The organism is Amycolatopsis jiangsuensis (genome assembly GCF_014204865.1).
Lineage (GTDB): Bacteria > Actinomycetota > Actinomycetes > Mycobacteriales > Pseudonocardiaceae > Amycolatopsis > Amycolatopsis jiangsuensis.
Window position 1 is genome coordinate 642,208 of sequence record NZ_JACHMG010000001.1, and the last position, 26,529, is coordinate 668,736.

At 71.4% G+C, this 26,529-nt stretch carries 15 protein-coding genes and 1 pseudogene; 15 read left to right on the plus strand and 1 reads right to left on the minus strand.

The window, feature by feature from the left end; all coding sequences use genetic code 11:
• Positions 1-86: 86 nt before the first annotated feature.
• The gene (locus tag BJY18_RS02735) at positions 87-566 is read left to right on the plus strand and encodes an Lrp/AsnC family transcriptional regulator (protein WP_184777383.1); all 480 of its coding nucleotides are present in this window, start codon (positions 87-89) and stop codon (positions 564-566) included.
• Positions 567-569: 3 nt separating this feature from the next.
• On the opposite strand, the gene BJY18_RS02740 is transcribed toward BJY18_RS02735, so the two are convergent.
• On the minus strand, positions 570-872 hold the full coding sequence (locus BJY18_RS02740) for a DUF3040 domain-containing protein (RefSeq protein ID WP_184777384.1): 303 nt from the start codon (positions 870-872) through the stop codon (positions 570-572).
• 152 nt (positions 873-1,024) lie between these two features.
• On the opposite strand from BJY18_RS02740, the gene BJY18_RS02745 reads away from it, so the two are divergent.
• The 14 genes and pseudogenes from BJY18_RS02745 to BJY18_RS02810 all read left to right on the plus strand — a co-directional run bounded on the left by BJY18_RS02745 (position 1,025) and on the right by BJY18_RS02810 (position 26,449).
• Entirely contained in the window at positions 1,025-1,882 is an 858-nt protein-coding gene (locus tag BJY18_RS02745) for an LLM class F420-dependent oxidoreductase (RefSeq protein WP_184777386.1), read from the plus strand.
• Between the two features lie 808 nt (positions 1,883-2,690).
• A complete protein-coding gene (malQ, locus tag BJY18_RS02750; RefSeq protein WP_184784375.1) occupies positions 2,691-4,631 on the plus strand; it encodes a 4-alpha-glucanotransferase in 1,941 nt (646 codons plus the stop codon).
• Positions 4,632-4,661: 30 nt separating this feature from the next.
• Positions 4,662-6,791 (plus strand): glycogen debranching protein GlgX, encoded by a 2,130-nt coding sequence (gene glgX, locus BJY18_RS02755; RefSeq protein ID WP_184777388.1) that lies wholly within the window; start codon positions 4,662-4,664, stop codon positions 6,789-6,791.
• A 50-nt stretch (positions 6,792-6,841) separates the two neighbouring features.
• Positions 6,842-9,130, plus strand: a complete 2,289-nt coding sequence (gene treY, locus BJY18_RS02760; RefSeq protein WP_184777390.1) for a malto-oligosyltrehalose synthase — start codon at positions 6,842-6,844, stop codon at positions 9,128-9,130.
• Positions 9,127-10,845, plus strand: a complete 1,719-nt coding sequence (gene treZ, locus BJY18_RS02765; RefSeq protein ID WP_184784376.1) for a malto-oligosyltrehalose trehalohydrolase — start codon at positions 9,127-9,129, stop codon at positions 10,843-10,845. Before treY ends, treZ begins: the two co-directional genes overlap by 4 nt.
• Positions 10,846-10,928: 83 nt before the next feature.
• Positions 10,929-13,085, plus strand: a complete 2,157-nt coding sequence (glgX, locus tag BJY18_RS02770; protein WP_184777392.1) for a glycogen debranching protein GlgX — start codon at positions 10,929-10,931, stop codon at positions 13,083-13,085.
• Positions 13,086-13,289: 204 nt separating this feature from the next.
• Positions 13,290-15,269 (plus strand): alpha-1,4-glucan--maltose-1-phosphate maltosyltransferase, encoded by a 1,980-nt coding sequence (locus tag BJY18_RS02775; protein ID WP_184777394.1) that lies wholly within the window; start codon positions 13,290-13,292, stop codon positions 15,267-15,269.
• A gap of 88 nt (positions 15,270-15,357) precedes the next feature.
• Positions 15,358-17,151 carry a maltose alpha-D-glucosyltransferase gene (gene treS / locus BJY18_RS02780; protein ID WP_184777395.1) on the plus strand — a complete coding sequence of 598 codons (1,794 nt, stop codon included), beginning with the start codon at positions 15,358-15,360 and terminating at the stop codon, positions 17,149-17,151.
• A gap of 10 nt (positions 17,152-17,161) precedes the next feature.
• On the plus strand, positions 17,162-18,538 hold the full coding sequence (locus BJY18_RS02785) for a maltokinase N-terminal cap-like domain-containing protein (protein ID WP_376774637.1): 1,377 nt from the start codon (positions 17,162-17,164) through the stop codon (positions 18,536-18,538).
• Positions 18,525-20,819, plus strand: coding sequence for a 1,4-alpha-glucan branching protein GlgB (gene glgB, locus BJY18_RS02790; protein ID WP_221457522.1), 2,295 nt, complete (start codon positions 18,525-18,527; stop codon positions 20,817-20,819). The genes BJY18_RS02785 and glgB overlap by 14 nt, the downstream gene beginning before the upstream one ends.
• 127 nt (positions 20,820-20,946) lie before the next feature.
• A pseudogene (locus BJY18_RS02795) lies at positions 20,947-21,768 on the plus strand (glycoside hydrolase family 16 protein); the annotation flags it as partial.
• A 249-nt stretch (positions 21,769-22,017) separates the two neighbouring features.
• Positions 22,018-23,007: an ABC transporter substrate-binding protein gene (locus BJY18_RS02800; RefSeq protein WP_184777401.1), complete on the plus strand. Its 990-nt coding sequence runs from the start codon at positions 22,018-22,020 to the stop codon at positions 23,005-23,007.
• A gap of 8 nt (positions 23,008-23,015) precedes the next feature.
• Entirely contained in the window at positions 23,016-24,728 is a 1,713-nt protein-coding gene (locus BJY18_RS02805; protein WP_221457523.1) for an ABC transporter ATP-binding protein, read from the plus strand.
• Complete coding sequence (locus BJY18_RS02810; RefSeq protein ID WP_184777405.1) at positions 24,725-26,449, plus strand: ABC transporter ATP-binding protein; 1,725 nt, start codon at positions 24,725-24,727, stop codon at positions 26,447-26,449. Before BJY18_RS02805 ends, BJY18_RS02810 begins: the two co-directional genes overlap by 4 nt.
• Positions 26,450-26,529: the final 80 nt, after the last annotated feature.

Consider the following 26,529-nt stretch of genomic DNA (forward strand, 5'->3'; position numbering starts at 1 on the left):
AGTTGGTTAGGCTGCTCAACCGACACCGGAAGAATTGAGCAGAACGCACAGGACGGCGCCGGTCGGCGCGGAAGGGACTGCGCACCATGCCCAGTGGCCCTCGGCTCGATGCCACCGACGCCCGCATCCTGCTCGCGCTCGGACGCGATCCGCGGGCCACCGCCGTCGCGCTCGCCGACGAGCTGGGGCTCTCGCGCAACACCGTGCAGAGCAGGCTCGCCCGGCTGGAACAGGGCGGCGGGTTGCGTTCGCCGGAACACCGGATCGATCCGGCCGCGCTCGGCTATCCGCTGACGGCGTTCGTCACCGTGCAGGTCACCCAGCGGATGCTGGGCGAGGTGGGCGAATCCCTCGCCGCGGTGCCCGAGGTGCTGCAGGTGCACGGGCTGACCGGGCCGCAGGATCTGCTGGTGCACGTGGTGGCCGCCGATGCCGAGGACCTGTACCGGATCGCCGGGCAGATGCTGGAGATACCCGGGGTGGAGCGCACCAGCAACGCGCTGGTGATGCGCGAACTGGTGCCCTACCGCCTCACCCCGCTGCTCGGACGCGCTGCCGGGCGCTGAGGGTCAGGATTCCCCGGCCGCGTCCTCCTGGGTGTCCTCCTGGGTGTGCTGCCGCACGATCCGGTGGGCCCACACCAGTGCCGGGGTGGCGACGAAACCCCACAGGAACAGTCCGGTGTCCCCGGTGGTGAGACCGAAGACGATCATCAGCAGGGCGGCGAGATCCGCCAGGATCAGGGTGACGAACCACAGCCGCGAACGCGCGGGTGGCGCGCCGTGGCTCAACGCGGCGGCGAACTCGGGGTCGCTCGCGGCCAGTTCCTCTTCGATCTTCCGCAGTGCGCTGCGGTCGTGATGGGGCAGCATGACCCCCTCCTCGGGCAGGACGGGCCGGTGATCGCACTTCTTCAGTGGAGTACCCGGGCCGGGGTGCCGTCAAGCATCGGTTTTGCCGGAATAATCGCGAATCCGGCGCCGCTCGGTTGCAAACTGAAACATGTTCTAATACCGTCGGCGCGGTGAGATACGGGATCGTGCTGTTCACCAGTGACCGCGGGATCAGCCCGGCCGCCGCGGCCCAGGCGGCGGAGGCGGCCGGCTTCGACACGTTCTACGTGCCCGAGCACACCCACATCCCGGTCCGGCGGTCCGCGCCGCATCCCCGCACCGGCGACGCGACCCTGCCCGACGACCGGTACCTGCGCACGCTCGACCCGTGGGTGGCGCTGGCCACGGCGGTGCCGGTGACGTCGCGGATCCGGCTGGCGACCGCGGTCGCCCTGCCGGTGGAAAGCGATCCGATCACGCTGGCGAAGACGATCGCGTCACTGGATCACCTGTCCGGCGGCCGGGTCACCCTCGGTGTCGGCTTCGGCTGGAACACCGACGAACTGGCCGACCACGGCGTGCCCGGTGCCCGCAGGCGGACTGCGCTGCAGGAGTACCTCACCGCGATGCGGGCGCTGTGGACCGAGGAAGAGGCAAGCCACACGGGGGAGTTCGTGGAGTTCGGTCCGAGCTGGGCGTGGCCGAAACCGGCGCAGCCGCGGATTCCGGTCGTGGTCGGTGCGGGCGGCACGGAGCGCACGTTCGGCTGGATCGCCCGCCACGCGGACGGCTGGCTCACCACACCGTCCGAAGAGGACACCGAGGAGAAGATCGCGCAGCTGCACCGAATCTGGCACGGCGTGGGGCGAAGTGGCGTCCCGGAGGTGGTGGCGCTCGGCCCGCGCCCGGACCCCGCCGGGCTGACCCGGCTGGCCGACGCGGGCGTGACCGAGGTGGTGTTCGGCCTGCCCGACCGCGAGCCCGCGGAGGTCGAGGCCTGGCTGGGGCGGCTGGCGGGAAAACTCGAGTCGGCACCGGCCCGTTCGTGACCTGACTTGCTCCTCTGGGAACGTCTTCTCCTTCGGACCCGTGCCTTCGGCTCTTGAGTGAGGCCGGTCGTGCAGGCGTCCTGCAGCGGTCGGCGGCGCGCTTGTGACGAGGGCGCGCTTGCGCCGAGAGGCGTGCTCGCACGTGGGGTGCTTAGAGCGAGGTCGTGGTCGCAGGCGTGGTGCTCGGGGCGCGGGGCGTGCTCGCGCGCGGAGCGTGCTTCGGCGAGTGACGTGTTTGTGGCGAGGGCGAGCTTGGGTGAGCGACGTGCTTGTAGCGAGGGCGCGCTTGCCGCGGGGGGCCGTGGTCGCGCGAGGGGCGTGGTCGCGCGCAGGGCGTGCTTGGGACGAGGCGCGTGCTTGCGGTGAGGGGCGTGGTTGAGGCGAGGGGCGTGCTTGCGGTGAGGGGCGTGCTTACCGTCGAAGTGGTGCGTCCTGCAGGCGGAGCGTGACTCGGCTGCGGGAGTCGGCGGCTCTGCGGCCGGTGGCCCGGGCAGTCCGGCGGCCCACCGGCCGCGAGGTGCCAGGCGGACGCTCCGGCCCGGACAGGCCGTCCGCGGGCCTCCGCCAGACGTTCCGTGTCCCGCGCCCACTCGAACGGGTGAACTACGTCCTCGGGCGTCATTTCCGGGGCGGGGGGTCCTCTGTGTCTGTGTGGCGGTGACCGGCCGGCACGCCCCCCGACCGGCCGGTCACCGCTTCGTTCGTGCGGGGTTTCATCAGGGGTGCGGCGGGGCGAATGGCGGGGCCGGGCCCCGCCCGCGAGACTGGACCGGTGCAGAGCCCCGCTCCCGGATCCCCGAACCCCGATGTGTCCCCCGAACTGGCCGAACTCGCCGCCGCGCACGGGGTGGCCACCCGGTACGAGAACTCCGACCAGGTCGAGGTCGCCGTCGACGCGGACGTGGTCGTCGCCGTGCTCGCCCAGCTGGACGTCGACGCGTCGACGCCGGAAGCCGTCCGGCATGCGCTGGCCGCGGTGCGCGAGGCCCGCGCTTCCGGTGGGCTGCCGCCCGCGCTGATCGTCCGGTACGGGCAGGAGCGCGAGCTGGGTGTCCCGGCGACGGTGGAGCTGGAGGACGGGACCACCCGCGAGGTCGGCACGAAGCTCCCGGCCGGCCTCCCGCTCGGCTGGCACGAGGTGGTGACCGCGGACAGGAGGATCCCGCTGGCGGTGGTCCCGGACCGGCTGCCCGCGGTGCCCCCGGCGTGGGGCTGGATGCTGCAGCTCTACGCCCTGCACTCGGACGAGTCCTGGGGGATGGGCGACTTCGGCGACCTCGCCGTGCTGGCGTCCCGTTCCGCCGCCGAACTGGGCGCCGGGGTGCTGCTGGTCAACCCGGTACAGGCGGTCGCACCGGCGCATCCGGTCGAGCGGTCGCCGTACTCGCCCTCCAGCCGCCGGTTCGCGAACCCGCTCTACCTGCGCGTTTCCGATACCGAGGCGTTCCGGCTGGCCGACGCCGAAACCCGCGCGAAGCTGCACGGGCCCGCGGCCGGCGGCGACCTGATCGACTACGACGCGGTCTGGACCGCCAAACGGGACGCCCTCGAGCTGCTGCGCCCGTTCCACCCGCACCCGATCGTCCTGGACGACGACCTGCGTGACTTCGCCACGTTCTGCGCGCTCGCCGAAGTGCACGGCAGCGACTGGCGCACCTGGCCGGAGCGGCTGCGCGATCCGGGCAGTGCCGAAGTGGCCGCCGCCCGCACGGAGCTCGCCGAACGGATCGAGTTCCACGGCTGGCTCCAGCAGCTGTGCCACGAGCAGCTCGAGGAAGCCCGGCGGTCCGCGCGGGCGGCCGGAATGCCCGTGGGGGTGGTGCACGATCTGCCGGTCGGGGTCCATCCCGGCGGTGCGGACACCTGGGCGGCACGCGAGGCGTTCGCGCCCCGGGTCCGGGTCGGTGCGCCGCCGGATGCCTTCAACCAGCAGGGCCAGGACTGGAATCTGCCCCCTTGGCGACCGGACCGGCTCGCCGAAGCCGGGTACCGGCCGTTCCGCGACGTCGTGCGCGGCGTGCTCCGGCACGCGGACGGGATCCGCGTCGACCACGTCGCCGGGATGTGGCGGCTGTGGTGGATCCCGCCCGGCGAGCCGGCCGGCCGCGGCACCTACGTGCACTACGACGCGGAGGCGATGCTCGGCGTGCTCGCGCTGGAGGCGCACCGCGCTGGTGCCGTGGTGGTGGGGGAGGACCTGGGCACGGTCGAGGACACCGTCACCGAGACCATGCACGAGCGCGGGCTGCTCAGCTCCGCGGTGCTGTGGTTCCAGCGTGACTGGGACGCCACGGGCCAGCCGTTCACGCGGCCGGCGGACTGGGATCCGGACGCGATGGCCAGCATCTCCACGCACGATCTGCCGACCGTCTCCGGCTGGCTCGGCGCGGAGCACGTGCGGGTGCGTTCGGAGCTGGGCCTGCTGACCCGGTCCGTGGAGGAGGAGTACGCCGAGGCGGCCGGGGAACGCCGGGCGCTGCTGGAGCTCGTCGCGCGCGAAGGCGTCCCGGACGACGACCCGGTGGCCGCGCTGCACACACTGCTGGCCTCGGCCGCGTCGCGGCTGGTGCTCACCTCACCGGCCGACGTGATCGGCGAGCGGCGCCAGCCGAACCTGCCGGGCACCGTCGATGAGTACCCTAACTGGCGGATTCCGCTTCCCGTCACCGTCGACGGATTCTTCGCCGATCCGCGAGTGCGAGCCGCGGTCGCCCCGCTCGCCGCGGCGCGCCCGTTGCCCCGCAGCTGAAGCCCGAACCGAAGCCCCGAAGGAGAGCCCGTGCGGCCCTGGCCAGGAACGCCCTATCCCCTCGGCGCCACCTATGACGGCGTGGGGACCAACTTCGCGTTGTTCTCCGAGGTCGCCGAGCACGTGGACCTGTGCCTCTACGACGAGGACGGCACCGAGACCCGGTCCCGGCTGGAGGAGGTCGACGGGTTCGTGCACCACGGCTATCTGCTCGGCATCGGGCACGGGCAGCGCTACGGGTTCCGCGTGCACGGACCGTACGAGCCGGAGCGCGGGCTGCGTTGCAACCCGAACAAGCTGCTGATCGACCCGTACGCCAAGGCGCTCTCGCGGGGCGTCGACTGGAGCGAGGCGCTGTTCGGCTACCACTTCGACGACCCGGAACAGCGCAACGACGAGGATTCCGCCGGCCACGTGCCGTACTCGCTGGTGGTCAGCCCGTTCTTCGACTGGGGCGACGACCGTGCGCCGCGCACGCCCTATCACGAGACGGTCATCTACGAAACGCATGTGCGCGGGATGACGATGACGCATCCGTTCGTGCCCGAACGGCTGCGTGGCACGTACGCCGGGCTGGCGCATCCGGCAGTGGTCGAACACCTGCAGAAGCTCGGCGTCACCGCGGTGGAGCTGATGCCGGTGCACCAGTTCGTCACCGACCACGCCCTGGACCAGCGCGGCCTGCGCAACTACTGGGGCTACAACACGATCGGCTACTTCGCCCCGCACGACCGGTACGCCGCGATGCCGGGCCAGGGCGGGCAGGTGACCGAGTTCAAAGGCATGGTCCGGGCCCTGCACGAGGCCGGCATCGAGGTGATCCTCGACGTGGTCTACAACCACACCGCCGAGGGCAACCATCTCGGCCCGACGCTGTCCATGCGCGGGATCGACAACGAGGCCTACTACCGGCTGGTCGAGGACGATCCGCAGTACTACATGGACTACACCGGCACCGGGAACTCGCTCAACGTGCGCAACCCGCACACCCTGCAGCTGATCATGGACTCGCTGCGGTACTGGGTCACCGAAATGCACGTGGACGGCTTCCGGTTCGACCTCGCCTCCGCGCTGGCCCGCGAGTTCTACGACGTGGACCGGCTGTCCACCTTTTTCGACCTGGTGCAGCAGGACCCGATCGTGAGCCAGGTGAAGCTGATCGCCGAGCCGTGGGACGTCGGTCCCGGCGGCTACCAGGTGGGCAACTTCCCGCCCGGTTGGACCGAGTGGAACGGGCAGTACCGCGACACGGTGCGGGACTTCTGGCGTGGCGAACCGGCCACGCTGGGCGAGTTCGCGTCCCGGATCAGCGGTTCCTCGGACCTCTACCAGGACGACGGGCGCCGTCCGTTCGCCTCGATCAACTTCGTCACCGCGCACGACGGCTTCACCCTCACCGATCTGGTGTCCTACAACGACAAGCACAACGAGGCCAACGGCGAGGACAACCGCGACGGTGCGGACGACAACCGCTCCTGGAACTGCGGGGTCGAGGGTCCGACCGAGGATGCCGAGGTGCGTACGCTGCGCGCCCGCCAGCGCCGCAACCTGCTCGCCACCGTGCTGCTGTCCCAAGGCGTACCGATGCTGCTGCACGGCGACGAGATGGGCCGTACCCAGCAGGGCAACAACAATGCCTACTGCCAGGACACCGAACTGTCCTGGATGGACTGGGAGCAGGTCACCGACAATGCCGATCTCGTCGAGTTCACCGCCGCGCTGACCGCGTTCCGCAAGGCGCACCCGGTGTTCCGGCGTCGCCGGTTCTTCCAGGGCAAGCCGGTGCGCAAGGGCGCGGAACTGGGCGACATCGCCTGGTTCACCCCGGCCGGGGAAGTGATGACCGAGCAGAACTGGGACGACGACGCCGGCAAATCGCTGGTGATCTTCCTCAACGGCGAAGGCATCCCGGACCTCGATCCCCGCGGCATCCCGGTGTCCGACGACTCGTTCCTGCTCGCCTTCAACGCCTACTGGGAAGACCTCCCGGTGACCCTGCCGGGCAACGGTTACGGTCGCGAGTGGACGGTCGTGCTGGACACCGCGACCGGCGACGTCGGCGGGGAGGGCACCGAACCGGTCGAAGGCGGGGGCGAGTTCACCCTGCCCGCGCGGTCACTCGTCGTGCTGCAGCGGACCGCGAAAGAGGAGGACGCGTGAGTGGCGACGCCGGTTCTCACCGGCGCAGCCACTCACGAGAAGCAGCCGGTGTGCCGTCCTCGACCTACCGGGTGCAGTTGCGGCCGGAGTTCGGATTTCCGGCCGCCGGCGGGATCGTGGACTACCTGAGGGAGCTGGGTGCCGGCGCGCTCTACGCGTCGCCGGTGCTCGACGCGACGCCCGGGTCCACGCACGGGTACGACGTCACCGACCCGACGAAAGCGCGTCCCGAGCTGGGCGGTGAGCAGGCCCGGAAAGCGTTGTCCGCGCGGCTGAAAGAGGCCGGGCTGGGCTTCGTCGTCGACATCGTGCCCAACCACATGTCCGTCGAGGTGCCCAAGGCCAACCGCTGGTGGTGGGACGTGCTCCGCCACGGACGTGACTCGGCGTACGCGAACTTCTTCGACATCGACTGGAGCCGCGGGCGGGTGTTGCTGCCGGTGCTCGGCGAGGACGCCGCGGTGGCCGAGCTGAGCGTGGAGGATGGCCCCGAAGGCGCTGAACTCGGCTACTACGAGCACCGGTTCCCGATCGCGCCTGGCACCGAGGGGGGCAGCCCGCAGGAGGTGCACGCGCGCCAGCATTACGAGCTCGTCGGCTGGCGGCGCGGCAACCGCGAGCTGAACTACCGGCGGTTCTTCGACATCACGAACCTCGCGGCGGTGTCGGTGGAACGGCCCGAGGTGTTCGCCGAGACGCACGGCGAGGTGCTGCGCTGGGTGTCCGACGGCGACGTGACCGGCCTGCGCGTGGACCATCCGGACGGGCTCGCCGATCCCGGCGGCTACCTGCGCCGGCTGCGGGCCGGCGCGCCGGGGGCGTGGCTGGTCGTCGAGAAGATCCTGCACCCGGGCGAGGCGGTGCCGCAGAGCTGGCCGGTGGACGGGACCACCGGATACGACGCGCTGCGCGAGATCACCGGTGTGTTCGCCGATCCGGCCGCGGAGCCGGTGTTCACGCGGCTGGCCGCGGAGCAGGGTGTACGCACCGGCTTCGCCGAGGTCGAGCAGCGCGCACGGCGGCTGGTGACCGACGAGATCCTGGTCGCCGAGGTGCACCGGATCGCGGCGCTGTGCAGCGGCGTCGACTCCGGCGCGGCCCGTGCCGCGGTGGCCGAGGTGATGATCGCCTTCCCGGCGTACCGCTCGTACCTGCCCGAGGGCGCGGCACACTGGGACGAGGCGGTGGCGCGTGCCCGCGAGCGGCGCCCGGAGCTGGCCCCGGCGTTCGACGCGCTCGACAGCCAGGTGCGGGGCGCGCCGGACGGCGAGCTGGCCACCCGGATCCAGCAGACCTCCGGCATGGTCGTCGCGAAGGGCACCGAGGACACCACCTTCTACCGGTTCACCCGCTTCGCCGCGCTGAACGAGGTCGGCGGCAGCCCGGACCGGTTCGGCCTGGGCGTGGCCGGCTTCCACACCCTGGCCACCGGGCGGGCCGCTGCGCAGCCGGCCACGATGACCACGTTGACCACGCACGACACGAAACGGTCCGAGGACACCCGTGCCCGGCTCGTCGCGCTGTCCGAAGTGGCCGAAGAGTTCGCCGCCGCGGTGCGCCGGTGGACCGCGCGCCGCGGGATCGACGAGCCGGCGCTGAACCTGCTGGCCTGGCAGACCCTGGTCGGTGCCTGGCCGATCTCTCCCGCGCGGCTGCGTGACTACCTCGACAAAGCGGCCAAGGAGTCGAAGCTCCGCACCACCTGGACCGACCACGACGAGGAGTTCGAACGGGCCGTGGCGGCGTGGCCGGACGAGGTGCTGGGCGACGCGGAGCTGGCCGCCGACGTCGAAGCCTTCGTCGCGCGGGTTCGCGGCGCGGGCTGGTCGAACTCGCTCGGCCAGAAGCTGGTGCAGCTGGCCGGGCCCGGGGTGCCGGACGTCTACCAGGGCACCGAGCTGTGGGACCACTCGCTGGTCGATCCGGACAACCGGCGTGCGGTCGACTATTCGGTGCGGCGGGAGATCCTGGCCCGCGTGCGGGCCGGGGAACAGCCCGGGATCGACGAGTCCGGCGCGGCGAAACTCCTCGTCGTGCACCGGGCCCTGACCTTGCGCCGGGACCGGCCGGAGTTGTTCACCGGGTACCGCCCGCTGCACGCCGAGGGCGCTGCCGCCGATCACCTGCTCGCGTTCGAACGAGGCGAACGGCTGACCGTGGCGGTGACCCGGTTGCCGCTCGGCCTGGAGCGCTCGGGTGGCTGGCGCGACACCGTGCTGCCGCTGCGGGACGGCGGGTGGACCGACGTGCTCACCGGCCGCGCGGTCGGCGACGCGCCGCGTGCGGCGGCGTTGTTCGACCGGTACCCGGTGGCCCTGCTGGTCCGGGAGGACTCCTGATGTTCACCGTATGGGCCCCCGAAGCCGACCGGGTGCGGGTGCGGGTGGACGGCACCGAGCACGAGATGGCCGCGGGTGCGGGCGGGTGGTGGCAGGCGGAGGTCACCGGGACCGAGTACGCGTTCCTGCTCGGCGACGACGACCGTCCGCTACCGGATCCGCGGTCACTGCGCCAGCCGCACGGAGTGCACGAGCAGTCCCGGGTGTACGACCACGGCGAGTTCGGCTGGACCGACCGCTCCTGGACCGGGCGGCAGCTGCCCGGCGGCGTCATCTACGAACTGCATCTGGGCACCTTCACCGCGGGCGGCACGTTCGACACGGCGATCGAACGGCTGGACCACCTCGCCGACCTCGGCGTGACGCATGTCGAGCTGCTTCCGGTGAACTCCTTCGACGGTGTCGCCGGCTGGGGCTACGACGGTGTCCTGTGGGGTGCGGTGCACGAGCCCTACGGCGGCCCGGACGGGCTCAAGCGGTTCGTCGACGCCTGCCACGGGCGCGGTCTCGCCGTGCTGCTCGACGTCGTGTACAACCACCTCGGTCCGTCGGGTGCGTACCTGGACCGGTTCGGCCCGTACTTCGCCGGCCGCACCGACTGGGGTGCCGGACTGAACCTCGACGGTCCCGGATCGGACGAGGTACGCCGGTACGTGCTGGACAACGCGCTGGGCTGGCTGCGGGATTTCCACGTGGACGGGCTGCGGCTCGACGCGGTGCACGCACTCGTGGACAAGTGCGCCACGCATCTGCTGGAGGAGTTGTCGGTCGAGGTCGAGGCCCTGTCCACGACACTCGGCCGTCCGCTCACGCTGATCGCCGAGTCCGACCTGAACGACCCGAAGCTGGTCACCAGCCGCGACGGCGGCGGCTACGGACTGCACGCGCAGTGGTCCGACGACCTGCACCACGCTCTGCACGTGCGGCTCACCGGCGAAACCACGGGCTACTACCCGGATTTCGCCGCGCCGGACGCACTGGCGAAAACCCTGCGCGAGGTGTTCTTCCACACCGGGACCTGGTCGTCGTTCCGCGAGCGCACACACGGCCGTCCGGTGGACACCCGCGTGCTGCCGGGCCACCGGTTCCTGGCCTACCTGCAGGACCACGACCAGATCGGCAACCGCGCGGCCGGCGATCGGCTGTCCGCGACCGTGCCCGCCGGCCTGCTTGCCTGTGGCGCTGCGGTGGTCTTCTGCTCGCCGTACACGCCGATGGTGTTCATGGGGGAGGAGTGGGCGGCGAGCACGCCCTGGCAGTTCTTCGCCTCGTTCCCGGACCCCGAGCTGGCCGAGGCGGTCCGCACCGGACGCCGCCGCGAGTTCTCGCGGCACGGCTGGGCCGCCGAGGACGTGCCGGACCCGATGGATCCGGCGACCGTCGTCCGTTCCCGGCTCGACTGGTCCGAACCGGGCGCCGACGGCCATCGGGAGATCCTCGAGCTGTACCGGACGCTGATCCGGCTCCGCAGGGAGCGGCCCGAGCTGGCCGATCCGCGGCTGTCGGAGGTGGTGGTGGAGACGGCGCCGGACGGGTCGTGGCTGGTGCTGCACCGCGATGCGTTGCGGCTGGCCTGCAACTTCGGCGCGGAGCCGGTCACCGTCCCACTGGCCGGGACGGCGGGCGAGCTGCTGGCGGCCTGGGGCGCGCCCGGCCCGGAAGGATCTTCGGCCCGGCTGCCCGCGCACTCGTTCGTGCTGGTCAGTACGGGCTGAACGGGGCAGAACCGGAGGCCGGCGAGGGAAAGTTCCACCGTGCGCCGGAGCCGGTGCGGCGCCGGATTTGGAAGGATCGGGCCATGGCTACCCGACCCGCATCCGACACCCAGGTCCTCGCCGGCCGCCCGTTCCCGCTCGGCGCCCACCCGGAGGCCGGCGGCGTCCGCTTCGCGGTCACCTCGGCGGTGGCCGACGCGGTCGAGGTCTGCCTGATCGGCGAGGACGGCGCGGAGCGGCGGATCGAGCTGACCGAGCGCACCTTCGGCGTGTGGCACGGGCTGGTCCCCGGCGTCACCGTCGGCCAGCGCTACGGCTACCGGGTGCACGGTCCGTACGAGCCGGCCCGCGGCCTGCGCTGCAATCCGGCGAAGCTGCTCGTGGATCCCTACGCGCACCGGATCACCGGAGGGCTCACCGACCTGGCCGCCGCGCAGGGCTTCACCGGCGACCCCGACCGCGGCCCGGCGTCCACTGTGGACTCGCTCGGCAGCGTGCCGCTGTCGGTGGTCACCTCGCCCGGTGGCCCGGAGACCGGGACCAAACCGGAGATCCCGTTCGAGGAGTCGGTGCTCTACGAGGTGCACGTCAAGGGGTTCACCGCGCAGCACCCGTTCATCCCGGAACAGCTGCGCGGCACCTACCTCGGCCTTGCCCACCCGGTGGCGATCGAGCACCTGAGCAGGCTCGGCGTGACCGGGGTGGAGCTGCTGCCGGTGCACGCCTACGCCGACGAGCCCGCGCTGATCCACGCCGGGCGGCACAACTACTGGGGCTACTCGCCGCTGGGCTACTTCGCCCCGCATCCGGCCTACGCCAGTGAGCCCGGCCGGGAGGTCGAGGAGTTCCGCACGATGGTGGCCGCCCTGCACACGGCCGGGATCGAGGTGATCCTCGACGTGGTGTTCAACCACACCTGCGAGGGCGGCCCGGACGGGCCCACGCTGTCCCTGCGCGGGCTCGACGCGCCCGCCTACTACCTGCACAGCCGCCGGGGGCAGATGGCCGACCTGACCGGCTGCGGCAACACCCTCGACGCCGGTTCGCCCGCGGTGATCCGGCTGGTCACCGACTCCCTGCGGTACTGGACCCACGAGCTGGGCGTGGACGGTTTCCGGTTCGACCTGGCCAGCACGCTGGGCCGGCCGGGCGGAGGCGGGTTCGACCGCGAGTCCGCGATGGTCACCGCCATCACCACCGACCCGGTGCTGTCGCGGTGCAAGCTGATCGCCGAGCCGTGGGACGCGACCGCGGAGGGTTACCAGGTCGGCGGCTTCGGCCCGCAGTGGGCGGAATGGAACGGCCGTTACCGCGACACCGTGCGCGACTTCTGGCGCGGGGCCACCGGCGTGCGCGACCTCGCCTACCGGCTCTCAGGCTCGTCCGACCTGTACGACCACAACCTGCGCCGTCCGTGGCAGTCGATCAACTTCGTGACCGCGCACGACGGGTTCACCCTGCGGGATCTGGTGTCGTACAACGAAAAGCACAACGAGGCCAACGGCGAGGACAACCGCGACGGGACCACCGACAACCGCTCCTGGAACCACGGCGCGGAGGGGGAGACCGAGGACGAGGCGATCGCCACGCTGCGTGCCCGCCAGGCCCGCAACCTGCTCGCCACCCTCCTGCTGTCCACCGGCACGCCGATGCTCACCGCGGGCGACGAGATGTGGCGCACCCAGCACGGCAACAACAACGCCTACTGCCTCGACGACGAGACGTCCTGGCTCGACTGGACCCCGCCGGAGGCGTCGGTGCCGATCCTCGCCTTCACCCGGCGGGTGGTGCGGCTGCGTGCGGAGAGTCCCGCGCTGCGCCAGCCGGAGTTCTTCGAGGGCCGCACCACGCCCACCGGCAAACCCGATCTCGTCTGGTTCCGCCCGGACGGTGAGGAGTTCGACGGCCTCGACTGGTTCGACGAGGAGCGGCGCACGCTGTGCATGTGGATCGACGGGTCGAACAGCCAGGCCCGCAACCGCGACGGCGCGCTGGTGACCGATCATTCGTGGCTGCTGGTCCTCCATGCGGGTGACGAGCCGGTGGACGTGGTGCTGCCCGGGCCGGAATACGGCGAGACGTTCAAGCCGACGCTGGACACCGGGACCGCGGACGGCAGCCCGGCGACCCCGGGCGTGCTGGAGCCGAAGGCGACCATTCGCGTGGAAGCCCGGTCACTGCAGCTTCTGCGCGCGCCGCGGGATCTGCTCGAGACCCCGGAAGCCCCGCCGCCGGGCTAGCCCCGGACAGGCGCGAAAAGGCACGGAAAGCCCCGCGTCGCCCGAAAATTCGCCTGGTTGTCGCCCGGACGTGGTTTCGTTCGCCCGACCGGGTGGTACCCGGGAACGGGAAAGGCCCCGCTGTCAAGGGCTTTCCGGGAATCAGGCACACTGAGCGTGCTCGCGTCCGCACAGTCCGATCAAGGGAAAAAAAGGGGCGTTGCCATGTCCGGCCGGCTCGGGATCGACGATGTCAGGCCCACCGTCAGCTGCGCCCGTTACCCGGCCAAAGCCGTTGTGGGAGAACACTTCCCGGTCACGGCCACGGTCTGGCGGGAGGGCCACGACGCGGTCGCCGCCACGGTGTCCTGGCGTGGTCCCGGCGACCGGGTCTCCCGGCAGACGCGGATGACCGAACAGGGCCACGGCCTCGACCGGTTCGGCGCGGTGCTGGTGCCCGACGCCGAGGGGATGTGGACCTACCGGGTCGACGCGTGGAGTGACCCGTGGACCACCTGGGAGCACACGGCCGAGGTGAAGATCGGCGCCGGGCAGGGGCCGGACGAGCTCGCCAACGACCTGGAGACCGGCGCCCGGCTGCTGGACCGCGTTTCCCGCCGTCCGGACCGCCGCGCCGAACGCGCGTTGCTGGCCGGTGCCGCCGCCGCGCTGCGTGCGCAGGACCGCGCACTGGCCGAGCGGGTCGGGCCGGCGCTGTCGCCGGAGGTCCGGCAGATCATGCACGAGTTCCCGGTGCGCGAGCTGATCACCAAGGGACGCACGCTCAAGCTGTGGGTCGACCGCCGCCGTGCCGCGTTCGGATCCTGGTACGAGTTCTTCCCGCGCTCCACCGGCGGGGTGGACGCCGATGCCCGTGCGGTGCACGGCACGTTCGGCACCGCCACGCGGGAGCTGGACCGGATCGCCGGCATGGGCTTCGACGTGGTCTACCTGCCCCCGGTGCACCCGATCGGCCGGGTGAACCGCAAGGGGCCCAACAACACTCTGCACGCGACCCCGGACGACGTCGGCTCGCCGTGGGCGATCGGCGCCGACGAGGGCGGGCACGACGCGGTGCATCCGCGGCTGGGCACGATCGAGGACTTCGACGCGTTCGTCGCGCGGGCCGGTGAGCTCGGCATGGAGGTCGCGCTCGATCTCGCCCTGCAGGCCGCGCCGGACCACCCGTGGGTGCTCAAGTACCCGGAGTTCTTCACCACGCGCCCGGACGGCAGCATCGCCTACGCGGAGAACCCGCCGAAGAAGTACCAGGACATCTACCCGGTCAACTTCGACAACGACCCGCGCGGGATCTACGACGAGGTCCTGCGCGTGGTGCTGCACTGGGTGTCGCACGGGGTGCGCATCTTCCGGGTGGACAATCCGCACACCAAACCGCCGGACTTCTGGACCTGGCTGATCCAGTCGGTCAAGGACGCGCATCCGGACGTGCTGTTCCTGGCCGAGGCGTTCACCCGCCCCGCGCGGCTGTGGGGACTGGCGAAACTCGGCTTCACCCAGAGCTACACCTACTTCACCTGGCGGACCACCAAGGAGGAGCTGGTCGAGTTCGGCGTCGACCTGCTCGAGCACGTCGACGAGGGCCGGCCGAACCTGTTCGTCAACACCCCGGACATCCTGCACGAATCCCTGCAGCACGGCGGGCCGGGCATGTTCGCGCTGCGGGCCGCGCTGGCCGCCACGATGTCGCCGACCTGGGGTGTCTACTCCGGCTACGAGCTGTTCGAGAGCGAGCCGGTCCGCCCCGGCAGCGAGGAGTACCTCGACTCGGAGAAGTACCAGCTGCGCCCGCGGGACTTCGCCGGCGCGCTCGCGCAGGGCCGGTCGCTGGAGCCGTGGCTCGCCCGGCTCAACGCGATCCGCCGCGCGCATCCGGCGCTGCAGGGCATGCGGTCGCTGCGGTTCCACCACGTCGACAACGACGCGCTGATCGCCTACTCGAAGCAGGACCCGGCGACCGGCGACACCGTGGTCACGGTCGTGAACCTCGATCCGCACGGCGCGCGGGAGGGCACCCTCTGGCTCGACCTGCCCGCCCTCGGCTTCGACTGGCCGGAGCGGCTGATCGCGCACGACGAGGTCACCGGCGACACCTGGGACTGGGGCCAGGCGAACTTCGTGCGGCTCGAGCCGTGGCGGGTCGTGGCCCACGTGGTGTCGCTGCGCCGCCGGCTGGCGGACTGAACGGCGGATCCCGCCGGCCACCCTGCAGGCGCGCGGCGCGGCAGGGACGATCGAACGTACCCGGTGAGCAGGACGAGGTGGAACGGAGATGGACGAACAGAGCCGGCCCGGAGCGGTTCCGGGACTGGCGGACGTACCGCACACCGGCGAGGCGGTGACCTCGGACGGCATGCTGGTGGAACCGCAGGCCGACGACTTCGGGCACGCGCACGCGGCGCCGCGGAACCCGGAATGGTTCAAGGGTGCGGTGTTCTACGAGGTCCTGGTCCGCGCGTTCACCGATTCGAACGGGGACGGGACCGGGGACCTGCGCGGGCTGGCCGGCCGGCTGGACTATCTCGAATGGCTCGGCGTGGACTGCCTGTGGCTGCCGCCGTTCTACGCTTCGCCGCTGCGCGACGGTGGGTACGACATCAGTGACTTCCGTGCGGTGCTGCCGGAGTTCGGCACCGTGGAGGACTTCGTCTACCTGCTCGACGAGGCGCACCGCCGCGGCATCCGGGTGATCACCGACCTGGTGCTCAACCACACCTCGGACCAGCACCCGTGGTTCCAGCAGTCGCGTTCGGACCCGGACGGCCCGTACGGCGACTACTACGTGTGGAGTGACGACGATTCCCGCTACGCGGACGCGCGGATCATCTTCGTGGACACCGAAACCTCGAACTGGACCTACGATCCGGTGCGCGGGCAGTTCTACTGGCACCGGTTCTTCACCCACCAGCCGGACCTGAACTACGAGAACGAGACCGTCCAGGAAGCCATGCTGGACGTGCTGCGGTTCTGGCTCGATCTGGGCATCGACGGGTTCCGGCTGGACGCGGTGCCCTACCTGTTCGAGCAGGAGGGCACCAACTGCGAGAACCTGCCGCGCACGCACGAGTTCCTCAAACGCTGCCGCAAGGTGGTCGACGACGAGTTCCCTGGCCGGATCCTGCTGGCCGAGGCGAACCAGTGGCCCTCGGACGTGGTGGAGTACTTCGGTGACGCCGAGGTCGGCGGGGACGAGTGCCACATGGCGTTCCACTTTCCGCTGATGCCGCGGATCTTCATGGCGGTGCGCCGCGAATCGCGGTTCCCGATCTCGGAGATCCTGCTGCAGACACCGCGGATCCCGTCCGGTACGCAGTGGGGCATCTTCCTGCGCAACCACGACGAGCTCACCTTGGAGATGGTCACCGACGAAGAGCGGGACTACATGTACTCCGAGTACGCCAAGGACCCGCGGATGAAGGCGAACATCGGCATCCGCCGCCGGCTGGCGCCGCTGCTGGACAACGACCGCAACCAGCAGGAGCTGTTCACCGCGATGCTGCTGTCGCTGCCGGGGTCGCCGGTGCTGTACTACGGCGACGAGATCGGCATGGGCGACAACATCTGGCTCGGCGACCGCGACGCGGTGCGGACGCCGATGCAGTGGACACCGGACCGCAACGCCGGCTTCTCCTCGTGCGATCCCGGCCGGATCTACCTGCCGGTGATCATGGATCCGGTCTACGGCTACCAGGCGCTGAACGTCGAGGCGCAGGCCGAGAACGCGTCCTCGCTGCTGAACTGGACGCGGCGGATGATCGAGGTGCGCAAGCAGCACCAGGCGTTCGCCCACGGCGAGTTCGTCGACCTCGGCGGATCGAACCCGAGTGTGCTGGCCTACCAGCGGCACTGGCGTCGCCCGGACGGACGCGAGGACGTGGTGGTGTGCGTGAACAACCTGTCGCGTTTCCCGCAGCCGGTGGAGCTCGACCTGTCCGGGCACCGCGGGGCCACGCCGGTGGAGCTGACCGGCGGCGTGCGGTTCCCGGACATCGGCGAGCTGCCCTACCTGCTCACCCTGCCCGGGCACGGGTTCTACTGGTTCCAGCTGCTCGAACCGGAGGAGTGAGGTGGTCGCAGTGACCGAGCACGGGCTCCCGGACGGTCTGGCCGGACCGCTGGCGGCGTGGCTGCCGGGGCAGCGCTGGTTCGCGGGCAAGGACCGGCCGATCGACGCCGTCCGCCCGCACGAGCCCACCGTGCTGGTCGAGGGCGATCCCCTGCTGCTGCACGTGGTCGTGGACGTGGTCCAGGGCGATCGCACCGAGGCCTACCAGCTGTTGCTCGGTCGCCGGTCGCAGCCGCCGGAAGTCCCGTCCACGGCGTGGCTGGGCGAGGACACCGGGCTGTACGAGGCGAGTGGCGACGCGGACCTCACCGCGATGCTGCTCGAGGCGATCGCCTCGGGAACGCGGATCGGCGCGGTGACGTTCGAGCCCGAACCGGGGGAGACGCTCACCGCGGGGCTGCGGGCGCGGCCGATCACCGCCGAGCAGAGCAACACCTCGCTCGTCTACGGCGGGCAGTACATCCTCAAGCTGTTCCGCAAGCTCAGCCCGGGCACGAACAAGGATCTGCTGCTGCACCGGGCGCTGCAGTCCGCCGGCTGCGCGCACGTCGCGCGGGTGGTCGGCTCGATCACCGGCGAGCTGGCCGGAAAGCCGGCCACGATCGGGATGCTGCAGGAGTACCTGCCGGACGCGGTGGACGGCTGGGCCATGGCGACCACGAGCGTGCGGGATCTGCTGGCCGATGCGGACCGGCATCCGGACGAGGCCGGCGGTGACTTCGCCGGGGAAGCCGAGCGCCTCGGCGCCGCCGTCGCCGAGGTGCACGCGGATCTGGCCGGGGCGCTCGGCACCACGCCGGTGGACCGGGACGAGCTGGACCGCACGGTGCGCGCGATGAACGAGCGGCTGGACCGGGTGGCCGCGACGGTGCCGCAGCTGGTCCCGCACGTGCCGGCGTTGCGCGCGGCGTTCGAAGCGGTGCGGTCGGCGCAGCTGCCGCCGGTGTCGATGCAGTACGTGCACGGCGATCTGCATCTCGGCCAGGTGCTGCGCACTGTCGGTGGCTGGCTGCTGCTGGACTTCGAGGGCGAACCGGCCGCTCCGGTCCACGAGCGACACGCGTTGCGCTCGCCGCTGCGTGATGTCGCGGGCATGCTGCGCTCCTTCGACTACGCCGCGCAGCAGCTGCTCGTCGGTGCGGTCGAACAGGAACCGGAGCAGGTCGCCCGCGCGCTGGAATGGGCACGGCGCAACCGCGCCGCCTTCCGCACCGGGTACGCCGGGGCCGAGGGTCCGGTCGGCGATCCGCTGGCGCACGCGACGCTGCTGCGTGCCTTCGAACTCGACAAAGCGGTGTACGAGGTCGCCTACGAGCACGCGAACCGGCCGGACTGGCTCGCCGTGCCGCTGGCGGCGATCGCCCGCAGTACCGATGGAGGTGAATGACCCCGTGAACACGGTTCCCCGGGATCTGCCCGCAGCGGCACCGTCCCCCCAGGACATCGACCGGCTGCTGTCCGGTTCGCATCACGATCCGCACATGGTGCTGGGTGTGCACGCGGTGGACGGGGGCGTGGTCGCGCGCGTGCTGCGGCCGGGTGCGGAGTCCGTCGCGGTGCTCGCCGGCGGGCACCGGTACCCGCTGGAGCGGGTGGCCGACGCGCTGTTCGCCGCCACGCTGCCCGAGCACCCCGGCGACTACCGGATCGAGGCCGAGCACCACGGGCAGACGGTGGTGACCGACGATCCGTACCGCTGGCTGCCCACGGTCGGTGAGCTCGACCTGCACCTGATCGGCGAAGGCCGGCACGAGCGGCTGTGGGACGTCCTGGGCGCCCGCGTGCGCAGCTACGACACCCCCGGGGGCACCGTCCGCGGCGTCTCGTTCGCGGTGTGGGCGCCGACCGCGCGCGGGGTACGGGTGATCGGCGACTTCAACGCCTGGGAGGGCCGCGGGCATCCGATGCGGTCGCTCGGATCGTCCGGGGTGTGGGAGCTGTTCGTGCCGGAGGTGGAAACCGGCGCGTGCTACAAGTTCCGCATCCTCGGCGCGGACGGGCAGTGGCACGAGAAGGCCGATCCGATGGCGTTCGCCACCGAGGTGCCGCCCGCGACCGCGTCCAGGGTGACCGAGTCGGCCTACACCTGGGGCGACGACGAGTGGGTCGCGCGGCGCGAGGCGACCCAGTGGGCGGACGCGCCGATGAGCGTCTACGAGGTGCATCTCGGCTCGTGGCGGCCCGGGCTCGGCTATCGCGAGCTGGCCGACCAGCTCGCGGACTACGTCGAGGAAACCGGCTTCACGCACGTGGAGTTCCTGCCGGTGTCCGAGCATCCGTTCGGTGGATCCTGGGGCTACCAGGTGACCTCGTACTACGCGCCGACCGCGCGGTTCGGGTCGCCGGACGACTTCCGGTACCTGGTCGACCGCCTGCACCGGCGGGGGATCGGCGTGCTGGTGGACTGGGTGCCCGCGCACTTCCCGCGCGACGCCTGGGCACTGGCCCGGTTCGACGGCAGCCCGCTGTACGAACACGAGGATCCGCGCCGCGGGGAGCAGCCGGACTGGGGCACGCTGGTGTTCAACTTCGGCCGTAACGAGGTGCGCAACTTCCTCGTCGCGAACGCGTTGTTCTGGCTGGAGGAGTTCCACCTCGACGGTCTGCGCGTGGACGCCGTCGCCTCGATGCTGTACCTGGACTACTCCCGCAACGAGGGGGAGTGGCTGCCGAACGAGTACGGCGGCCGGGAAAACCTCGACGCGGTGCGGTTCCTGCAGGAACTGAACGCGACCGTCTACAAGCGACACCCGGGCGTGGTGATGGTGGCCGAGGAGTCCACCGCGTGGCCCGGGGTGACCCGGCCGACGCATCTGGGCGGGCTCGGGTTCGGCTTCAAGTGGAACATGGGCTGGATGCACGACACGCTCCGGTACCTGGGCCACGAACCCATCCACCGGGCCTACCACCACAACGAGATGACCTTCTCGCTGGTGTACGCCTGGACCGAGAACTTCGTGCTGCCGCTTTCGCACGACGAAGTGGTGCACGGCAAGGGTTCGCTGTGGGAACGGATGCCGGGCGACGACTGGAACAAGGCGGCAGGGCTGCGCGCGCTGCTGGCCTTCATGTGGGCGCATCCGGGAAAGCAGCTGCTGTTCATGGGCGGCGAGTTCGGCCAGCCGCGCGAATGGTCGGAATCCCGTTCCCTGGACTGGCATCTCCTGGAGTCGCCGGTGCATCGCGGGGTGCGGGACCTGACCCGGCAGCTGAACCGGGTCTACCGCGGCACAGCGGCGTTGTTCAGCGCGGACGTGGACTCCGAGGGCTTCCGCTGGATCGACGCGAACGATTCGGGCGGCAACGTGCTGAGCTTCCTGCGGATCGGCGCGGACGGTTCGCGGCTCGCCTGCATCGCGAACTTCGCCGGCGTCCCGCACCACGACTACCGGGTGGGCCTGCCCTCGGCCGGTCGCTGGAGCGAGGTGCTCAACACCGACTCCGAGGCGTTCGGCGGATCCGGCGTCGGCAACCTGGGCGCGGTCGAGGCCACCACGGACGCTTGGCACGGTCTCCCCGCGTCGGCGGTGCTGCAACTCCCGCCGAGCGGGGTGCTGTGGCTGGCCGAGGAGGCTCCGGCGGGCGGGCTGACCGCGGAAGCCGCGGCGGTGCAGGGTCGATCGGTCGCCGATGGCCGGTGGGCGGAGCACCCGGCCGCGGAAGGCTGAGCGTCGGAAATTATCTCACGTTCCGGCTTGCCGGTGGGCGGGCGCGCGGGCATACTTTGTTGCCATCCACAACAAAACCCGGGGTGGCGCCGCCAGGCCGCCCCTCGAGTGATGAGGGATGCCGACAATGAAGTCTCCCCAGTCCCCTGCCCGGTGGCGGCTGCTCGCGATCCCCGCCGCCCTGTCGGTGGTCAGCGCGCTCGCTTTCGCGCCGCTGTCCACCTCCGCCTCCGCCGCGCCCGCGGCCGCGTTCTCCGATGATTTCGACGGCGCGGCCGGATCGCCCGCCGACGGCTCGAAGTGGACCTACGAAACCGGCGACAACAGCGGCAACAACCACGAACGGCAGTGGTACACCGACGGCGCGGCGAACGCGGCGCTGGACGGCGAGGGCCACCTCGTGATCACCGCGAAGAAGGAATCGTCGGGCAACACCTGCTGGTACGGCCCGTGCGAGTACACCTCCGCGCGGCTCAACACCTCGGGCAAGTTCTCCACGAACGGCGGGCACATCGAGGTCCGCATGAAGCTGCCGCGCGGGCAGGGCATGTGGCCCGCGTTCTGGATGCTCGGCGGCGCCAACTGGCCCGGCGACGGCGAGATCGACGTGGTGGAGAACATCGGCAAGGAGCCGAACACCGTGCACGGCACCATCCACGGCCCCGGCTACTCCGGCGCCGGCGGGATCGGCGCGCCGTACGACGGCCCGAACTTCTCCGACGACTTCCACACCTACGCGGTGGACTGGACGGACGGCAAGATCGTCTGGTCGGTCGACGGCAACGCCTACCAGACCCGCACTCCGGCGGACCTGAACGGCAACCAGTGGGTGTACGACCACCCGTTCTTCCTGATCCTCAACCTCGCGGTGGGCGGTGACTGGCCGGGTGACCCGGACGGCAACACCCAGTTCCCGCAGCAGCTCGTGGTCGACTACGTGCACGTGAGCTGAGCTCCCCGCGCACCGGCGCCGGGTGGACGGTGATCCTCCCGGCGGCGAGCGGAGATTCCCGGGCGCGGATCTCCGCGGCCGGCGTCCGGCTTCTCCGGTGAGCCGGGCGCCGGCTCCGGGCCCGTGGTCCGGGGTCTTCGTCCGGGGTCGTGGTGCGAAGTCGTGGTCCGGCTGACGGGGCGGCAGGCGTGGTTAGGCTAAGCTAACCGGCGCGTCAGCGTTGCCTGCCGACCCCGAGGAGTCCCCATGAGCCTGTCCCGCCGCGGTTTTCTGTCCGGTACCGCCGGCGCGTCCCTGCTGCTCGCCGGTTGCGGTTCCGGCGGCGCTTCCCCGGCGAAACAGACGTCCACGCCCGGCTTCCCGGTCACCGTGCCGGGGCAGCTGGGCAGCACCACGGTCGCCGCGCCGCCGCGGCGCGTGGTGGCGGCCGGATACCTGCGGGACACCGACCTCGCCCTGGCACTCGGCGCGGAACTGGTGTTGTCGGTGCGCAACCAGTCGTTTGCGAAAGGCCTCGCGCCCTGGGCGAAGCTGCGCTCCGGCACGGAGACCGCCTACGTCACCGACGGCGGTTTGCCGCTGGAGAAGATCGCCGCGGCGAAGCCGGATCTGATCCTCGCCGCCGACGACTACAGCCTGGCCGGCGACTGGTCCAACCTGAGCTCGATCGCGCCCACGCTGGGGTACCAGGCCGGCCCGGGCAAGGACGGCTGGCCGGAGATGACCCGGCGGACCGGTGCGGCGCTCGGCAAGCCCGACCAGGCGGCGGCGCTGGTGAAGCAGGTACGGGACAAGATCGACGGTGTCGGCAAGGCGCATCCGGAGTTCGCCGGGAAGACCTTCACCTTCGGTCCGGTCTCCACCAACAGCGTCTACACCATCAACAGCACGGCCGACGCCGCCGCGACCTTCTTCTCGCAACTGGGTCTGAAGCTGTCCCCGAAAGCCGCTGTACTGCCCTCGTCCACCACCCCTGGCCGGGCCCAGATCTCACCCGAACGTCTCGACCTGCTCGACGCGGATGTGCTCATCATCAGCTACGACAGCCCGGCGTCGCGGGCCACGTTCGAGGCCAATCCACTGTTCGAGTCGCTGCCCGCGGTCAAGCGTGGCGCGTACGTGCCGCTGGACCAGACCATCGGGATCGCCATGGCGTTCCCGTCCGTGCTGAGCATCCCGTACGCCCTCGATGTGGTGGCGCCCAAGCTGGCCACCGCGCTGAAGAAAGGAGCATGATCGGCGGCGTGTCCGCTGTCTCCGAGCTGGAACGTCCGGTCCGTGGCCGGATCACCGCCGCCGCGGTGTGCCAGGGGCTGGCCGCGGCGTTGTCCGTGGTCCCCATGGTGGCGGTCGTCGAAATCGGCCGGCGGCTGCTGGCCGGACGGGCTGACGAGGGGTGGCCGATCGCCTGGCTCGCGGTCGGCTTGCTCGCCCTGCGCGTCGTGCTCCACCTTGCCGCCGGGCTCGTCGGCCACCTCGCGGACGCGGAGCTGGCGATCCTGCTGCGCCGCCGGCTCGCCGGGCATCTGGCGTTGCTGCCGCTGAGCTGGTTCGCCGGCGGAGTTTCCGCGAAGGTCCGGACCACTGTGCAGGACGACGTGTCCGCGCTGCACCACGCCGTCGCGCACGCCCGCGGTGAACTGGCCGCCGCGGTGACCGGCCCGGTGGTGATCGTCGGCTACCTGTTCGCGACGGAGTGGCGGCTCGCGCTGCTCACGGTGGCCCTCGTGGCCGCGGCGCAGGCTGTCCGGATGAGGCTGGCGCGCGGTGCCGAGGAACCCGTGCGGCGGATTTCCGCGGCCAGTGTGGAGCTGACCGCGGCCTCGGTGGAGCTGGTGCAGGGGATCGCGGTGGTGAAGGCTTTCGGCGGGGCCGGGGTGCCACGCCGGTTCGGCGCCGCCGCCGACGAGCTCGTCCGGGCGAACGACGAGGCGCAGCGCGGATTCCTGGTGCAACGCAGCCTGACCCGGGCGACCGTCGCGCCGGCCACGATCCTGTTGCTGGTCACCGGGTGCGGTGTCGGATTCACCGCCGCCGGCTGGACGCAGCCGGTCGACGTGGTCGCTTTCGCGCTGCTGGGGCTGGGGTTGTTCGAGCTGCTCACCCCGATCTACTCGGCGCGGGACCAGCGCCGCACCGCGAGCTCCGCGGCGGAGCGGGTCGGCGCGCTGCTGGCCGAACCTGCCGAAGCGGTGGCCGAGCACCCGGAGACGCTGCCGCCGGGCCCGCTTGCCGTGGAACTCGACGGAGTGCGGTTCGGATACCCCGGCGGTCAGGAAGTGCTGCACGGCGTGAGCGCGGTGCTCGAACCGGGCACCGTCACCGCGCTCGTCGGGCCGTCCGGCGCCGGGAAGTCGACGCTCGGACTGCTGCTCGCCCGGTTCCACGACGTCACCGGTGGGTCGATCCGCCTGGGCGGGCACGACCTCCGCCGCCTGACGCGCGCCGAACTGTACCGGCACGTGGGGTTCCTCTTCCAGGACGTGACCCTGTTGCGGACCTCGATCCGCGACAACATCGCGCTGGCCGACCCGGAAGCCGGGGACGGAGCCGTCGTCGCCGCCGCGAAAGCCGCGGCGATCCACGAGCGGATCCTCGCGCTTCCCCGTGGCTATGACTCGGTGGCAGGGGAGGACGCGCTGCTGTCCGGTGGCGAGGCCCAGCGGGTGAGCATCGCGCGTACCTTGCTCGCGGACACGCCGGTCCTCGTGCTGGACGAGGCCACCGCGTTCGCGGATCCGGAGTCCGAGGCCGCGGTGCAGGACGGGCTCGCCGCGCTCGCCGGAGGCCGTACGGTGCTGGTGATCGCGCACCGGTTGCGCACGATCGCCGAAGCCGACCGGATTCTGGTGCTCGACGAGGGCCGGGTGGCCGAACAGGGCCGGCACGAAGAGCTGCTGGCACTCGACGGCCGCTATGCCCGGATGTGGCGTGCCCAGCATGGAGGTGCGCAATGATCGGCGTGCTGCTGCGCCTCATCGGCCGTCCGCACCGGCGGCTGTTCGTGCGGTTCTTCGTGTCCACAGTGGTCTATTCACTGGCCGAGGGCGCAGCGTTCGGCCTTCTCGTGCCGCTGCTGACCGAGCTGCTGGGTGGCCGGACGGCGGCGGCCGCGTGGTGGCTGCTGCCGCTGGCCGCGGCGGTGGTGGTCGGCTGGTTCGCCCATTACGACAAGGAAAGCCGGGCGCTCGAGCTGACTTCGGCGTGGCGGCGGACGCTGTACGAGCGGCTGGGCACGCACGTGGCCCGGCTGCCGCTGGGGTGGTTCACCGGCGCCCGCACCGCGCAGCTGCAGCAGATCCTCGGCACCGGGATCGGGACCGCGGTGCGCACGGTCTCCCTGGTGCAGGCGCTCGTCGGCGTGGTGCTCACCCCGGCCACCATTTTCGTCTTTCTGCTCGTGGCGGACTGGCGGGTCGCGCTCGCGGTGCTGGTCACCGTTCCGGTGGTGGTGCTGGTGTTCGTGATCGCCGGCCGGCTCACCGCGCGTACCGAGGCAGCGCACCACGCCGCGGAAGCCGAGGCCGGCGCCCGGCTGGTCGAGTTCGCCGGTGCGCAACCGGTGCTGCGTGCCAACGGCCGGTCGCGGGGTGGCCGTCAGCTGCTGGACGACGCACTGGAGGGGCAGCACCGCGCCGCGCGACGTGCCGTGCTGGGTGCGATGCCGGGGGAAAACCTGGGGCAGCTGGCGATCCAGCTCGCCTTCACCACGGTGGTCGTCGTCGGGCTCCTGCTGGCGACCGGCGCCGCGGTACCTGCCGCGCGGATCGTCGCAATCATGGTGCTGGGATTGCATTTCCTGCAGCCGTTCGCGGTCGTCGCGGCGGTGGCGAACTCGGTACGCGCCTGCCGCGCCGCCCTGGAACGCATCGACTCGGTGCTTCGGGTGCCGCCGTTACCCGAACCCGACGAACCGGCTCGGGTCGCCGACGCCTCGGTGGAACTGCGGGATGCCCGGTTCGGCTACCACGGCAGCCCGGTACTCGACGGGTTCTCGCTGCGGGTCCCGGCCGGGTCGGTCACCGCGCTGGTGGGGCCGTCCGGAGCCGGCAAGACGACCGTGACGAAACTCGTCGCGCGGTTCTTCGACGCCGAGGCGGGCACCGTCCTCGTCGGCGGCCGCGACGTGCGGCAACTGTCCACTGTGGATCTCATGGATACGGTTTCCCTGGTGTTCCAGGACGTCCACTTGTTCGACGGCACGATCGAGGACAACATCCGGCTCGGCCGCCCGGACGCGACCCGCGAGCAGGTGCTCGAAGCGGCGCGACGGGCGCGCGTGGAGCCGATCGCGCAGCGGCTTCCGGACGGCTGGCGCTCCCGCGTCGGGGAGGGCGGCCGCCTGCTGTCCGGCGGCGAACGGCAGCGGGTCGCCATCGCGCGCACTCTGCTGAAGGACACCCCGATCGTGCTGCTGGACGAGGCGACGTCCGCACTGGACGCCGAAAACGAGGTCGCGATCCACCAGGCACTCGGGGAACTGGCCCACGGACGCACCCTGCTGGTGATCGCGCACCGGCTGTCCACCGTCACGCACGCCGACCGGATCGCGGTGCTCGACGGTGGCCGCGTCGTGGAGGAGGGCAAGCATCGCGACCTGCTGGCGGCCGGCGGCCGCTACGCCGCGTTGTGGGCGGACCACGAACGGGCGCGGGGCTGGCGTATCACCAGCCACTGACCCTGCCGGGTACGCCTGGTTTGCCGGTGTTCGCCCGGTTTCCCCGGTGGCTCCACAGGTTTCGCTTGGACCACGACCAG

Excerpts from the sequence above, each read along its gene's own strand:
- BJY18_RS02735 (WP_184777383.1), top strand. The coding sequence starts at position 87 with ATGCCCAGTGGCCCTCGGCTCGATGCCACCGACGCCCGCATCCTGCTC.
- BJY18_RS02740 (WP_184777384.1), bottom strand. The coding sequence starts at position 872 with ATGCTGCCCCATCACGACCGCAGCGCACTGCGGAAGATCGAAGAGGAA.
- glgX (WP_184777392.1), top strand. The coding sequence starts at position 10,929 with ATGGCTACCCGACCCGCATCCGACACCCAGGTCCTCGCCGGCCGCCCG.
- BJY18_RS02775 (WP_184777394.1), top strand. The coding sequence starts at position 13,290 with ATGTCCGGCCGGCTCGGGATCGACGATGTCAGGCCCACCGTCAGCTGC.
- treS (WP_184777395.1), top strand. The coding sequence starts at position 15,358 with ATGGACGAACAGAGCCGGCCCGGAGCGGTTCCGGGACTGGCGGACGTA.
- glgB (WP_221457522.1), top strand. The coding sequence starts at position 18,525 with ATGGAGGTGAATGACCCCGTGAACACGGTTCCCCGGGATCTGCCCGCA.
- BJY18_RS02800 (WP_184777401.1), top strand. The coding sequence starts at position 22,018 with ATGAGCCTGTCCCGCCGCGGTTTTCTGTCCGGTACCGCCGGCGCGTCC.
- BJY18_RS02810 (WP_184777405.1), top strand. The coding sequence starts at position 24,725 with ATGATCGGCGTGCTGCTGCGCCTCATCGGCCGTCCGCACCGGCGGCTG.